Raw genomic sequence first — 14628 nt, 5'->3', positions numbered from 1 at the left:
TATTAAAATAATAATGACTTCCGGTATTATTGGGTTAGTATGTATGGTATCGTATTTAGTAAGATTGATGTAGTGTCTAGGGGAGTGTTCGAGCTCTTCAGCAAAAATGGGTATCTCAGGTATAGAATGAGTATGGGTGATTATGAAATTTATGATCTAAGGGGAAACCTTGCATTTTATGCGTTAAGTAAGGATATTGTTTACCTAGATGATCTTGAGGAATTACTTTCAAAAATTCCTGAAAAGCTTCAGGAATTGATCTTCGTTAGTCGACATGAAATGAGGAACCCAAGGCCAATGTTTACATCCCACGTTACGGGTAATTGGGGTGCTGCTGAGCTAGGTGGAAGACCAAACACATTGTCTCTTGCTAATCCACATACTATTACGGCGTTTTATAGGGAGCTATGTAGGGTTAGGTCTGACTATGGTCTTAATAACTTTGAGTGCCACGTCGAGGCTACGCATCATGGACCAACAATAGAGTCAATACCGGTAACATTCGTAGAGCAGGGTAGCAGTGAGAAGGAATGGTCCATAAGTAGAGGTTGGGAATTACTTTATTATGTTGTTAATGAGTTCCTTGAAGGTAGGTTAATTAGTAATAATGAGCCTGCAATATCAATAGGTGATCTTCATTATTTAACGATAGATAATAGATTGATTAATGGAGAGGCTGATATTGGTCATGCAATACCGAAGTACATAACGCCAATAACTAGGGAGATGATTATCAAGGCTGTGAATATGATGACCCATAGACCAGTTAAGGCTTATATTAATTGGAAGGCGATTGACAGTGAAGCAAGGAGACTTGCTACTGAAGTTCTTAATGAACTTAATGTGAGGGTAATTAAGAGGATGTAGGGATCATGCATAGTTTTAAATGATGATATTTATGTCGAAGGGAATCTACGTAGGTATTGATCTTGCACTACCTAATAGGAGGAGGACCGGATTTGGATCGTTAAATATTAATGAGCATACTTACTACGTAAGTACATTATCCACTGAAGAGGAAATAATAAACTCAGTACTACAGCAGGACTCATCATTAGTGTGTATTGATGCACCACTTGGGTTCCCCAAATATGGTATTAATAGGTTGATTGAGATAAAGGCTAGGAGGCTTGGTCTTAGGCTTATTCCACCATTACTAGGTCCAATGAGGCAATTAACGATGTATGGTATAGAAATATCAGGTAAATTAACGCAGTTAGGCATTAGGGTTCTTGAGGTTCACCCATCATCGACACTTAAAGTACTTGGGATGAGTAGGCAGGACTTTATTAACTTCATTACCTTAAGACTGCGAGGTCCTTTAATAAGGAATGAGCATGAGGTCGACGCATTAGTATCGGCATTTACCTGTCTATTGCATGACCATGGATGTACCGAGGAATTACTTGGTTATGAAGGCGAAGGTTCATTAATAATTCCTCGTAATAACTGTATACTGTGGGTGATTGCACATGGGTGATTTATTTAATGAATTAATCAATGAATACAGGGATATTATAATTGATGTATTTCAATTGGGAATTAATTGCTATGGTGATAATTGTATTATTAGGGTTACTGATTGGGATTATATTAGGGAGCTTAAATGTCGCGTATACGGCCTAATGGTAGATCCAGAACAAGTTAATGAATTATTGAGGCGTCTATCTATGATTAGGTTATTGCTAAAATTAGGAGTTAATAGGTTCATTGTATATCCCTGTATTACCCAAGACAAAATATCATTGTTAAATAGGCTTGGATTTACCATAATGAATTATTTAGTGAATGATGATTGTACATTAACTAAGGAAGTTGTTATACACCTTGATACATACAAAATAATTAATTTGGTCAATAAAGGAATTATTGTTTATGTTCATCTATACTATCCATATATTAAAGGAAAAAGGGATACTACATACGATATCAATTCTATGTTTGATGCTGCCCTTGAGTATCTAAGAAGATCAGGGGTTAAGATACGTCTGATTCTTGACGTGAACGGCCACTAACTCTCACGTAGAGCTCTTTTATTAGCTCGGCCCATTTTAAACGAATGTAGTTGCCTTCGTACTCAATGTAATTCCTATAAATATGCTTTTTGGTCATTCTCGTATATATTTTACAATGTGAGCATCCAAGAATAACATATGTAGAGTTTTCAATTAGCTGAAGATTAGAGCCGCAGATTGGGCATTTCAAGCTCAATTCCAGCTTTGACGTCTCTTCCGACACCATTGTTTAGGTATTGAAACTAGCAGGATATTTAATTAACATTTAAAATGTTGACGTTATTTAAAAACCGTACCGTATATTAAGTTCGTTAACGGTGTCAATGATAAGTTTCTATTGTATCTACGATTTTAGGGAAATGGTTTCAACCATTTTACCAGATTATCACTGAGACCTTTTAAGCGGTAATACGATATTTTGCTCCCTTGCTAATTATAAGATGTTAGCGTTATAGTTCTGTTAAGTATTTATAATTAACAGGTAAGCAAACTTGTATTATTGAAGTATTAGGATATTATTATCTAAGTAATTAATTAACTGAGCATATCGTTGGGGCATTTTAATTTAGTATTGATACTGATATTAGCGTTATTTTACAGGTTCACTGTAAATAAATCATGCATAATAACTAATTATCAATGCTTAATATACAGAGAAGCATACCAATACCTAGGATAGGCCTTGAGAAGCTCGTAAATTATATACTAGCGATTGGTGAGAATCCTGGAATTAATTGTGCAGCTATTAAGGATAAGGGTTTGGACATTGGTAAGGGAAGGGGTGATATAACTAGGTTTTTCCAGAGGATTGGGATAATAGAGGTTTATGGAAATTGTAACATTAAGCTTACTAATATTGGTAATGTAGTGTATAGGGCGTTAAACGAAGATTTAACGTTAGCAAAAATGCTGCTTCATCTAATACTATATAGAGAGTTACCTCATTACAGATTATTAATTGACTTAATAAGCGATAATAGGTCTATAAGTGTTTCTGAGCTTCATGAATTAATAAATCAAAAAATGAGGGAGTTATCACCAACTGCCTGGCTTAATGAAGTTGCCTTTAAGGCGATAATCGGTCTTGCAACCGATCTTGAGGTAGTGAATGTAGAGAATGGTAGAATTGGTATAAAATATACGGCATCCGTAAGCGAGTGCATAAAGGGGTCAATGGTAACCTTAAACACACAAAAAATCCTTAGACTGGATAACCTAAATGACTGTCTTAAGCGATTGCTTAGGAATATTGACATAAAGCCGTTACTAATTAACAATTTAGATAGTTGTGTTGAGCCGATAGTAGCTCCAGGGCTCGCAGGTCCTAAATCCACGTATTTCAAAATAATTAATGAAGACTGTGTAATCAAGCAGATTATTAATACCATTTTAAGTATGCCAATAATAGATAGATAATCAGCATTGCTTGTTTTTTAGTTGGAATGTTATTATGTACTTATTGTGTTTCTCAATGTAGGTTGTGCTGAGTATTACCTCATCACCGATTTTAACGCACCTCTCATCCTTAACATTGATGAGCCAACCCATGACCCTAACATTGCCAACCCTTGCAATCGCGATTATGTACGGCTCAAACTCCTCATAGCCCTGGGGTCTCGAGTAAACCCTGGTAAAGGTCTCGAGGATGCCCTCCCTAGGTAATTCAATCCACTCAACATCGCTTGAACCACAATATGGACAGTCAGCCTGCGGTGGGTAATAAACCGCGCCGCAAGACCTGCACCTAGTTGCGTAGATCTTACCTTCCTTAAGACCATCCCAATACTTAACGGTCTTACTAATGGGTATCTTATGCCTATAGACTATTGGTACTGAGTCTATGGTAGGTCCCTCAGCCTTAACGGTCTTCCTGCTAGTTTTCTTCTCTGCCATGTCCATCACCTCCTCAGTATTGTCACATAGCCATAATGACCAGTACCACCAATATTATGGGCAAGGGCGATGTACCTCTTCAAAGGCGCCTGCCTACCACGCTCTCTCTCCTCCCTCAATTGCTTAACCAACTCATAGATCATACCGAGCCCTGTAGCGCCTAGAGGATGTCCACGTCCTAAAAGACCACCACTTAGGTTCACGGCCACCTTACCGCCAATGTCACTCTGCCCCTCCTCAATGAACTTACCACCCCTACCCTTCTCAATAAAACCTAGGTCCTCATAAGCCATTATCTCAGCTATTGTGAAGCAATCATGTACCTCGGCAACCTCCACATCCCTTGGTTCAATACCTGCCTTCTTATAAGCCATCTGGGCGGCTATTTTTGTGGCCTTTAGGCTCACGTAGTCCTCACGCCTAGTTATGTTTGACGTATCGGACGCATAACCAATTGCCTCAATCCAAACTGGAATATCAATGTGTAGTTTCTTAATCGCATCCTCACTGGCTACTATTGCCGCTGCGGCACCATCCGTTATTGCGGAACAATCGTAAAGCTTTAGAGGCCACGCAACAGGTCTTGACTTGAGGACATCCTCCACAGTTACCTCAAACTGAAACTGAGCCTTTGGGTTCCTAGCCGCGTACTTTTGGTTCTTAACCCTAACCAGGGCTAACTGTTCCTCTGTTGTTCCGAAATTAGCCATATGGGCTGTAGCATATAGGGCGTAATACGCCGGAAATGTCGTACCGTAGAAATGGTACTCCCAAAGATAATTACCACCTCTACCACCAACAGCCAGTGATGTTGCTGTGTCGACCTCATTCATCTTCTCCACACCAATGGCCAGGGCTATGTTCACGAAGCCCGAGGCAACCATGTTATAGGCCACGGCTAACGCCGCACTACCAGTGGCACAGGCAGCCTCAACTCTTAATGGGCCCTTCTCACTGAAGCCACTATATTCATTGACTGGGACTGCTGGGTATAGCTCATACGTCCTAGTGCCTGCACTGCCAACAATCGATATATCAATATCCCTCTGTGTTAAGCCAGCATCCTCAAGGGCCTCCCCAACGGCCTCCCAAGCAAGCTCCTGAATCGTCACATCACCTCTAACACCAAAAACAGATTCACCAACACCGATAATGCCGACTCTACGCACGATATGTTTCGTAGTAAGGATCTAATAAGATTGTCCTCTGGGTATAGTATTTATTGTTATAGATATTATATAATATTGCCTCTTTTTATTCATTTATTATTTATTATCATATTACGAGCTATGAATGATGGAGTTTCCATTCACAGAAATGATAGATAATCCATGGATAAAGATACTTAGTAGGTATCCTACTCAGAAAGATCGTGAGGTTCTTAGAAATATCGACTTTGTTCAATTATGATTATATTGTGATTGTTATTAGGTATAAAAGTGGAATTGAACCAAGTAGTATTGGTATCGGTAAGGCAGGTGCGTATTTCTTTATCGGCAGTATGTATTTAAACGTTATAAATAGGCCCACAAGGATTCCTATCAATGAAGTTAATGAAGCCAATGCGCTTTGTATGAATGTAAAGTCATGAGTAATGTATTGAAGCATTGTTAATGAAACCAGTGTTGCATACAGCACCAGGTCACCAACGCCAATGCCTATACCATCCATGTCTAGAATTAACCCTCTAAGTATTGGATACTTACCCTCGCCATATTTGGAAAGTTCAGTTACTAATCTACCGAGTAATCCCCTATACACCATTACTATGTCGTAGAGCGGTAGCGCAACTAATAGGATTGCCAATGTCCAGGCAGGTAAAGCAATAGTGAATATCACACCTGCCATTGAACTATATGCGCTTATTGCCAGGGCTCTAACTATGGTGTTCTTAGCCTTAATTGCGGCGTACATTATTAATGCGCTAATTATGATGGCTATTATGAATATTGATAATGGGTAATTGATTAATGGGGTTGCCTCGTATCCATATACATAGGTCATTGTGTAGAATAGTACGGAGCTCACTATAACGATTGCCAATAATACGTTTTTCAAGGTCTCAAATGTCCTTATAAGTCCTCGTCTTATCAATCGATATATTATGTACGTAGCTATTATCATAATTATTATTATCACGGCCACATTGTATAAACCAGCGCTTGAAGTATTTACGGATTGAAATGGTGGGCCCGCAGGTACTTGCGTCTCGCCAATATTTATTAGGCTTAATATGAGAATTACAGCTATTATTGGCGACGTTAATGGTAATAACAAATGAGACATCTTAATAATACGTTCCTCACTCTTTGGCACACATCATGGTTAAAGTATTGATTTATAACCTTAACTAACTTCAGTATTTGGATAAATCGTTGATGAACCTTAAGAAGTTAGACCAGTATGCCTTGGTCATGTTTATATCCCTAGAGAATAGGTCCCTAATATCCTCAATATTCATGAGTATCATGGCAATCCTATCAAGACCCATACCGAATGCCAAAACCCTGCTTTTCCTGAGTCCAAGGGGCATTATTACCTCAGGTCTAAACATTCCTGAGCCAACGAATTCAATCCAACCAAGCTTTTCATGAAATGCATAACCCTCTGCAGACGGGCTTGTGAATGGGAAGTAGGCTGGTTTAAACATGACCTTTTTCAAACCCATACCCTTAGCCAATGCCTCAAGAATTCCCAGCAGGTGCTTAAAGCTTAGTTTCTCTCCAACAACAATTCCATCTGCCTGGTGAAACTCCATGGAATGCTTCGGGTCAAGGATCTCGGGTCTAAACACCCTATCAATGGTGAATACCCTGTACTCGCCATCACCACGCTTATAGAGTGTCCTTACAGAGACAGACGTTGTTTGTGTTCTTAATACCAGTCTGACAGCCCTACTTGGGTCCCACTTATAGCCCCAGCCTCTTGAACCTGTTATCCAGCCATTCTCATGAGTATGCGCAACCCTACTTATCAATTCATTATCAAGCAACTTACCAGTACTTGGGTACTTAAGGAAGTAGGTGTCATGTATTTCCCTAGCAGGGTGATCCTGTGCCTGGAATAGAGCATCAAAGTTCCAGAACTCAAGTTCTATATGTGGTCCGTAAACCTCCTCAAAGCCCAGTGATACGAAGACCTCCTTCACGAATTTAATGAATTCGGAGAAAAAGTGTTTAGTTACTATGGGTGCTTGTGGTGGTGGTATTGATAGATCAAACCTTTTAATTATCATATTCCTCCAATTACCGCTCGTTATTAGTTCGGGTGTTAATGCAGTGACGACAACACCAACCTTTATTAATCCTCTATCCATTAGTTCACGTGCACTATTTGTGATCATTAACTCAATAATACTCCTCTCCCTAATCCTAGCGATACCTCTCTTAAGGAATTCCTGGACAATAGGCTTAATGACGTCTGGTACCTCATCCTCAAAAACACCATTCTTTATTTGAGTTAATAAGTCCTGCCTATTATTCACAATGTTGATCTTGTCCTTGGCAATTGCCTCAATAATACCCCTATTAATCCTAATAATACCTAGCCTACTTAATGTGGATAATGCATAATTAACCTCATTAGGCATTAATAAAATGCCATACTCTCTCGCGATATTAGGTACTTCATTAATACCTGGTTTACAACCACAATTTAATAGCACCTTTACTAACCTAACTTCAGGAAGTCCAACTTCAAGATACCTTTTACCCTCTTCTGTTAATTCAATGATTCTTTTTATTGCCTTACTAACATGTATTAAGCCTAGGTTCTCTAGCTCTGCAATACTTCTCATGAGGGAATTTGCGTCCGTGCCAAGCTTGGATGCGACCTCATCAATTCTTACTGGTATATTGCTGTCCTTTAATGATTTTAATATATCAAATTCCTGCTGTGGTAGTATTATCTCCTTATTCTTGTCATTGTTCATTCGTATACATTAATCAATCATTCCTCATGTCTTATAAGGATTACTCAGGGTGTTACATTGGGTCCTAGGATAAATATATAGCATACATAATGGATAATGCTAAAAAATACATAGTGGAGATTCCTCGTGATGGAAGTATTAGTTCTCGTAAAGCTGGCTCTTGATACGGGACAACTGAGAATTAGCGAGACAAAGATAGATACAGAATCTACGCCGCTAAAGATAAGCGATATTGATAGAAATGCTGTTGAGGAGGCTGTTAGGATTAAGGAAAAGGCGGGTGGTAGAGTCCGTGTAATTACTGTACTTAAGTATGGTCCATTAACAAGGAGACAACAGGAGGCTGAGAGCCTACTTAGGGAGGCATTGGCCATGGGTGCTGATGAGGCATATTTAATAGTCGATAATGCCCTAATTAATAGTGATCAGTTATTGACGGCTAAGGCTATTGCCGCCACAGTAAGGAGGTTGGGTAATTATGACTTAATAATTGCAGGTGAGGCTACAATAGATGGATATACAAGCCAGGTTGGTCCTAGGGTAGCCGCTGAATTAGGAATTCCCGTCATTTCCTTCGTTAGAGAACTAAAGGTTGAGGGTAATAAGGTAATTGCTAAGCGCGACCTTGAGGAGGCTGTACAGACAGTGGAGGCTCAATTACCTGTACTGGTCACTGTTACTAGGGAGATAAATGTTCCAAGAATACCACCATTACTTCAGATAAGGGCCGCAATGAAGAAACCCATAAATAGATTGAGCCTTACTGATCTCGGTATTTCCATTAAATCATTGGTTGAGATGAAGAATATAGTGCCAATACAGGTTAAGAGGAAGGGCGTGATAATTAAGGATGGTACCGTTGATGAAAAGGTGGATAAATTGATACAAGCATTAATTCAAGATGGTATAATAACTCCGAGGTGATGGGTGTGGCGAAGGTTCTTGTAATAGGTTCAATTAATGATGCAGGACTAATAGGGCTGGTACAGAAGGTAGATAATCCTGAAGTACATTATTTAATGCTTGGAACTGGTGATGCATCTCAACTGGGCAGGTATGGTGTTGCTAAGGTTTACTTGTTAACCACGCAGGTTGATGAATTATCATTTTCCGAGACGCTAATAGATCTGATAAAGTCTAATGATTACTCAGTGATTATAGGTCCAGCGAGTAAGTTCCTTAAGACGGTAATGCCCATTGTTGCGCAGAAACTATTGGCTCCATTGATCGTGGATGTTATTGATCTAAAGCAGAGTGGTACTGCATTCGAAATAACGTATAATGGTATAGGAAATAGGGCTCAAGTAACTGTTAAGGTGTCTGATAGGATATTTCTAATGGCTCCGTCAGCACGCTTTAAACCCAATGAGAATGCAACTACGGTAACTACCGAGACTTTACAACCTAAGACTGTTACGGGCATTAAGGTTGTTTCTACTGAGGAGAAGCCTAAGGGTAAGGTTAGGATTGAGGATGCTGAGTTAATTGTTTCTGTGGGTAGGGGCTTTAAGAAGCAGGAGGATCTTAAGCTCGCCTTTGAGTTGGCTGAGGTTCTTGGGGCCGAGATTGGTTGTTCAAGGCCAATAGCCGCGGATTTGAAGTGGCTCAGTGAGGATCACTGGGTCGGGCTAAGCGGTCACAAGGTCAGACCAAAACTATACATGGCAATAGGCATAAGCGGACAGCCACAACACCTTGCCGGAATGATGGAGGCAAAGACAGTGGTGGTAATAAACAACGATCCAAACGCACCATTCCTCAAAAATTGCGACTACGGCGTTGTTGAGGATCTATATAAATTCGTTCCAGCGCTAACAAAGAAGCTCCGTGAATTGCTTAAAAAATAAAGTTAATGAAATAATTGTTTTTAATTTGATTTATTATTAATTTTTCTGATTATATTTATCTATTTTTAATAAAAAAATTTATAATTATTTATTTTAATTAAAACTATAGATATATAAAATAAAATATGATAATGCTTTAAAATATCGTGTCTTGCTTGTTTCGATGGATTACACTCAATTATGCTATGCAGAGTATTTTGGTTTACCTAAAGAGTTATCTATGATTATTGTGTATAGTTTAGCATCATTAACGGTTATACTATTCTTTTACTTTCTTAAGCTTAGGTTAAATAGGTATGGTATTGGCCTTTGGGAATTCATATTAATATTGCTTAAGGGTTATAGGGCATGGTTACCATTTCTCTGGGATATTGCAACTCATAGGCGTTTCACTAAATATGAGAGTATTGGCGCCGTAGCTCACCTAATGATTCTCTATGCTTTACTATTATCGTTGATAGGCACATTGATCGTTGCTGCTAATCAGTACATAGGCATAGTCACTGGTAAGGAGGTATTTTGCGGTTACTTCTTTCTGGGTTATAGTTTAGCCATGGATATTACTGCATGGGTTCTCTTCATAGGTTCTGCCCTGGGGATTTACAGGGTTCTTGGTAGGAAAGAACTATACACGAGAAACGAGTACTACACAAACTTACTGTTTCTTGCAGGATTCATGTACTTAGCGGTGAGTGGCGCCATAATTGAGAGCTATAGATTTGTGCACATGGACCTGTGGCGTTATTGGATGTTCATGCCAAATGCTTTACTATTATCCTCAATAAGTTCATCAAGTGTTCTATACATGGTGATTTACTACACGCATTTTCCGCTGGCGTTCATATTAATAGCTATATTACCACTCACGGCAATCTTCCACTCATTGCTTGGGCTCTACAATTACATAATTAATTATAAGAGACCTCTTGGTGAATTAAGCAAGCCGTTTGATTTAAAGGAATTAACTGCTGAATCAGCAACTGAACTAAAGGTAGGCTTCTCAAATGTAACGGAGATCCCAAAGTTAAATAAGGCAGAAGCAATAGCATGCACAGATTGCTTCAGATGTCAGGATGCGTGCCCAGCATATGCTGCGGGTAGGCCTCTCTCACCTATGATGATAATAACGAAGATAAAGCATGGGCTTTATAATAATGATGACAAGTTAATAGATGGTTCTATTGCAGATGATGAGTTATGGGCATGTACAACATGTGGTGCATGCATGAATACGTGCCCCGTTTACATAAGGCATGTTGATTACATAATCGATATGAGGAGATACCTAGTCATGATTAACATGAGGATCGATCAAAAGAAATCAAGTCTATTGCTTAATCTATCCCAGTACAACAATTCAATGGGTATGTCTAACTATGGCAGACATGATTGGCTAAAGGAATTAGGTGTTAAGACAATCAAGGAAAATCCAGGTTTTGAGTACTTACTATGGGTTGGTTGTATGGGTAGCTTTGACAATAGAACGAGGGATATAATAAAGTCTTTGATTGAAATACTAAGGGAGGCCAATCTCCTGGATAAAATAGCTATACTAGGTGATGAGGAGACCTGTTGTGGTGATCCAGCAAGGAGGCTTGGTGAGGAGAGTAGGTTCCAGGAACTTGCACTTAATAATATTGAATTATTCAGGAAGTATAACGTGAGGAACATAATAACTATTTGCCCGCATGGATATAATACCTTCAAGAATGAATATCCGAAGATAGACCCATGGATGAGAAATATAAAGGTAATGCACCACTCAGAGTTCCTGGAGCAATTAATTAATGAAGGTAAGATAAGGATGAATAAGAATAATATCGTCTTCACGATACATGACCCATGCTATTTGGCCAGACATAATGGTGTTGTTAATCCCCAGAGAAATATTGTTAAGAAACTTGGTGAACTGAGAGAGACGAAGTACCACGGTACACAAACCTTCTGCTGCGGAGCTGGTGGCGCTAATTACTGGTATGATGTACCTGAGAAGAAGAGAATTAGCCATATAAGGCTTGAGCAGTTAATGGAGACGAATGCCCAAACGATAGTCACACTATGCCCATTCTGCAATGCAATGCTCACTGATGCAGCAAGGATTAAGGGTGTTGAAGATAAGGTGAAGATACTGGATATAGCGGAAATTGTTAAGTCATCAATCATTAAGCCGCAGGAGGTTAAAGTTAGTGATTAAATGTAAAAATTAATTATTACCCCTTGGCTCTTGGTTTTGGTGAATCGTAGATTAATTGCTATTGGTGCGGAGGCAGTGCTTTATTTAGAGGATTGGCTGGGATTAATTGTCCTTGTTAAGGAGAGAGTACCAAAGGGTTATAGGAGGGCTGAGTTTGATAATTATATTCGCAAGCTAAGGACTATTAATGAGGCCAGAGCTATGATAAGGGCTAGGGAGTTAGGTATACCTGTGCCTAGGATTTATGATGTTGACCTGGTTAACATGAGGATTAGGATGGAGTACCTTAATGGGATACCGCTGGTTAGGTTATTAATGAATAATAGTGAAGGTATTAATGACGTTATTATCAACTACATAAGGACCATGGGTAATCACATAGGTATACTACATAGGAATGGTATAGTACATGGAGACCCAACGCCTGCCAATGTATTAATTGTTGGGGATAAGCTATACCTAATAGACTTTGGCTTATCAGAAATGCTTGGCAGGATGCCCATGACGCAAGACATAAGGATGTTGCATAAGTTAGCCCTCGATCTTAACGTAACTCTAAGATCCTTTGAGGCGTTACGTAAGGATCAAAGTCAGTTCCTGTTCATGGAGTTCCTTAATGGCTATAGAGATGCCATGGGACTTGAATTAGCAGGGAAGGTTCAAGCAATTATTAGTAAGATACGGAAGATGGTTAGATATGCCGTTAGATGAATTACATCGATTACTCACGAATAAATAAATTTTAAAACTTCTCTAAATACCGTTAGGCGTGCCTCACCGTAGTAGGCATAAGCGAGGTAGGAGTGCAAGTACAAGGCCTGTGTCTAAGGTAACGCCTTCATGGGTTTCATACACGCAGGAGGAGGTTGAGCAGTTGGTAATTGAGCTGGCCAAGAGGGGTTTCTCGCCATCAATGATTGGAATAATACTTAGGGATCAATATGGAATACCACTTATTAAGCCAATACTTGGTAAGAGCATTACTGAGGTTCTCCAGGGACATGGATTAGCTCCGCAAATACCTGAGGACCTAATGAACTTGATTAGGAGGGCCGTGAAGATTAGGAAGCACCTTGAGGAACATCCAAAGGACTTAAGCGCTAGAAGGGGCTTGAATCTTGTTGAGTCTAAGATACATAGGTTGATTAAGTACTATAAACGTGTTGGTAAATTGCCACAAGACTTCACATACACGCCTGAGGCCTTCTCAATGCTTGCATAGTGAGGTTTAATCCAGTGGTATTACCTCAGCCAGTATGTAATTCTCATTATTACACCTAACTCGCCCGGTCTCTTTCACGATCCTTACCTTAGTGCCCTCCTTAAGTACTTCCTCATTGGGTAGGTATTTCCTGGCGTCATTACATGTAATTAATGACTTTACGTATGTAATCACAACACCCTCAATAAATAACTTAGTTGGTATGGGTATTACTATTGGAAGCTCCTCAGCGATTATCGGTACCATGTCCTCACCCGTTAGAAGACACTTATTGGGTTGCGGTAAACCCACGTGCTTAACCTCGGCAATCCTATAAACCCTACCTGGCCTAAGTCTCGCTACGCATATATTAAATAATTTACATTGTCTGCATTCATTTGGGATTGAGTATAGTCTAAAGGTCTTGCCGATAACAGCCTGTTCCTTGCCAATCAGTGTCATTACTCTTTTTGTCTCCATCATCCCTCACTAATCAACGCCTTATTCCTGACTAAGTCTAGGTTTAGTAACAAGGTTTTTAGTAAATTCTCAACCTGCCTTAGATCGTCAGTATTAATTAATGATGCTGGTGAGTGTATGTACCTCGCAGGTGTCGAAATAACCAACGATGGCACACCAGCACCGTAAGTATGTATTATCCCTGCATCCGTACCACCATATGGATTGACCTGCACCTGATACCTAATATTTTTATCTTCTGCAAGTTCGATAGCCACAGATAATAACTTAGGATTAGCAATCATTGATCTATCAAAAGCCCTAAGCGCAGCACCGCCACCAATCCTCGTTATCCAAACATCCTCACTGCTAGTCGGTACATCAGCAGCAACTGTGGTCTCGACAATAAAGGCTATGTGGGGATTGACCTGATGAACAACAGCATTAATACCCCTAAGACCAACCTCCTCCTGCGTATTCCATGCAAAGTACAGCGATACATCTCCACTCACCTTATTCCTAATGTCCTTAAGCGTGTCTATTAAAACCGTACAACCAACCCTATTATCAAACGCCTTACCAATAACCATGGAACCCCTCTGCCTAAAATCACCCACGAACGTGCCCGGAGTTCCTGGCATTACACCACTCTTTAAAGCTTCATCCTTACTGCTAAAGCCTGCATCAACATATAACTCCTCAAACTTTGATGGAGGCTTCTCCTTACGTAAGTGCGGTGGATCAACACCAACGACACCGACTATATCTCCATCCTTACCCATAAACACTAACTCCCTATCTAAGAGGACCCAGGGGTCTAAACCACCAATAGGTACTATTCTCAGGAAACCCCTCTGATCAATGTGCGAGATCATTACGCCAACCTCATCCATATGAGCACTAATTAGAACCTTAAATGAACCATTACCAACCCTAGCAATTAGGTTGCCCAAATTATCGGCCTTAACCTCATCAGCGTCATTGTTAACTAAACCCCTAATCACGTTTCTAACCCTATCCTCAAAACCGGAAGGACCAACCTCCGTCGATAATTGGCTCAACAGATTTATATCCATACAAGTGCAAGG

Annotated in this window: 15 protein-coding genes; 9 read left to right on the top strand and 6 right to left on the bottom strand. The window is 39.7% G+C overall.

What is annotated here, in order from left to right; genetic code table 11:
* The first annotated feature begins 39 nt into the window (after nt 1-39).
* From ACP5L5_RS00540 to ACP5L5_RS00525, 4 genes are all read left to right on the top strand, one after another.
* Nucleotides 40-867, top strand: coding sequence for a D-aminoacyl-tRNA deacylase (locus ACP5L5_RS00540; protein WP_428760878.1), 828 nt, complete (start codon nt 40-42; stop codon nt 865-867).
* A 31-nt stretch (nt 868-898) separates the two neighbouring features.
* On the top strand, nt 899-1480 hold the full coding sequence (locus tag ACP5L5_RS00535; protein WP_237699686.1) for a DUF429 domain-containing protein: 582 nt from the start codon (nt 899-901) through the stop codon (nt 1478-1480).
* Nucleotides 1473-2015, top strand: coding sequence for a hypothetical protein (locus tag ACP5L5_RS00530; RefSeq protein ID WP_428760876.1), 543 nt, complete (start codon nt 1473-1475; stop codon nt 2013-2015). Before ACP5L5_RS00535 ends, ACP5L5_RS00530 begins: the two co-directional genes overlap by 8 nt.
* Nucleotides 2016-2654: 639 nt before the next feature.
* On the top strand, nt 2655-3431 hold the full coding sequence (locus ACP5L5_RS00525) for a hypothetical protein (protein ID WP_428760874.1): 777 nt from the start codon (nt 2655-2657) through the stop codon (nt 3429-3431).
* Here ACP5L5_RS00525 and ACP5L5_RS00520 read toward each other — a convergent pair whose 3' ends face one another.
* The 4 genes from ACP5L5_RS00520 to ACP5L5_RS00505 form a co-directional block, all read right to left on the bottom strand.
* Nucleotides 3432-3908 (bottom strand): Zn-ribbon domain-containing OB-fold protein, encoded by a 477-nt coding sequence (locus ACP5L5_RS00520; RefSeq protein WP_428760873.1) that lies wholly within the window; start codon nt 3906-3908, stop codon nt 3432-3434.
* A 5-nt stretch (nt 3909-3913) separates the two neighbouring features.
* The gene (locus tag ACP5L5_RS00515) at nt 3914-5080 is read right to left on the bottom strand and encodes a thiolase domain-containing protein (RefSeq protein ID WP_428761159.1); all 1167 of its coding nucleotides are present in this window, start codon (nt 5078-5080) and stop codon (nt 3914-3916) included.
* Nucleotides 5081-5318: 238 nt separating this feature from the next.
* Nucleotides 5319-6224 (bottom strand): hypothetical protein, encoded by a 906-nt coding sequence (locus ACP5L5_RS00510; protein ID WP_428760871.1) that lies wholly within the window; start codon nt 6222-6224, stop codon nt 5319-5321.
* Nucleotides 6225-6264: 40 nt separating this feature from the next.
* On the bottom strand, nt 6265-7839 hold the full coding sequence (locus ACP5L5_RS00505; protein ID WP_428760869.1) for a phenylalanine--tRNA ligase subunit alpha: 1575 nt from the start codon (nt 7837-7839) through the stop codon (nt 6265-6267).
* Nucleotides 7840-7968: 129 nt separating this feature from the next.
* Here ACP5L5_RS00505 and ACP5L5_RS00500 point away from each other — a divergent pair, with 129 nt between their 5' ends.
* The 5 genes from ACP5L5_RS00500 (at nt 7969) to ACP5L5_RS00480 (ending at nt 13102) form a co-directional block, all read left to right on the top strand.
* Entirely contained in the window at nt 7969-8763 is a 795-nt protein-coding gene (locus ACP5L5_RS00500) for an electron transfer flavoprotein subunit beta/FixA family protein (RefSeq protein ID WP_428760867.1), read from the top strand.
* Nucleotides 8763-9686 carry an electron transfer flavoprotein subunit alpha/FixB family protein gene (locus tag ACP5L5_RS00495; RefSeq protein WP_428760865.1) on the top strand — a complete coding sequence of 308 codons (924 nt, stop codon included), beginning with the start codon at nt 8763-8765 and terminating at the stop codon, nt 9684-9686. Before ACP5L5_RS00500 ends, ACP5L5_RS00495 begins: the two co-directional genes overlap by 1 nt.
* Nucleotides 9687-9849: 163 nt before the next feature.
* Nucleotides 9850-11880, top strand: a complete 2031-nt coding sequence (locus tag ACP5L5_RS00490) for a heterodisulfide reductase-related iron-sulfur binding cluster (RefSeq protein WP_428760864.1) — start codon at nt 9850-9852, stop codon at nt 11878-11880.
* Nucleotides 11881-11919: 39 nt separating this feature from the next.
* The gene (locus ACP5L5_RS00485) at nt 11920-12591 is read left to right on the top strand and encodes a KEOPS complex kinase/ATPase Bud32 (protein WP_428760862.1); all 672 of its coding nucleotides are present in this window, start codon (nt 11920-11922) and stop codon (nt 12589-12591) included.
* Nucleotides 12592-12649: 58 nt separating this feature from the next.
* Nucleotides 12650-13102, top strand: a complete 453-nt coding sequence (locus ACP5L5_RS00480) for a 30S ribosomal protein S15 (protein ID WP_273304882.1) — start codon at nt 12650-12652, stop codon at nt 13100-13102.
* Nucleotides 13103-13108: 6 nt separating this feature from the next.
* Here ACP5L5_RS00480 and ACP5L5_RS00475 read toward each other — a convergent pair whose 3' ends face one another.
* Nucleotides 13109-13561, bottom strand: coding sequence for a UPF0179 family protein (locus tag ACP5L5_RS00475; protein WP_428760860.1), 453 nt, complete (start codon nt 13559-13561; stop codon nt 13109-13111).
* Nucleotides 13561-14616, bottom strand: coding sequence for a M20/M25/M40 family metallo-hydrolase (locus tag ACP5L5_RS00470; RefSeq protein ID WP_273304880.1), 1056 nt, complete (start codon nt 14614-14616; stop codon nt 13561-13563). The genes ACP5L5_RS00475 and ACP5L5_RS00470 overlap by 1 nt, the downstream gene beginning before the upstream one ends.
* Nucleotides 14617-14628 lie beyond the last annotated feature (12 nt).

The sequence above is a fragment of the Vulcanisaeta sp. genome, assembly GCF_049966235.1.
GTDB lineage: Archaea > Thermoproteota > Thermoprotei > Thermoproteales > Thermocladiaceae > Vulcanisaeta > Vulcanisaeta moutnovskia.
Note: the sequence above shows the minus strand (reverse complement) of the source record. Positions and strands in the feature narration are given on the sequence as shown.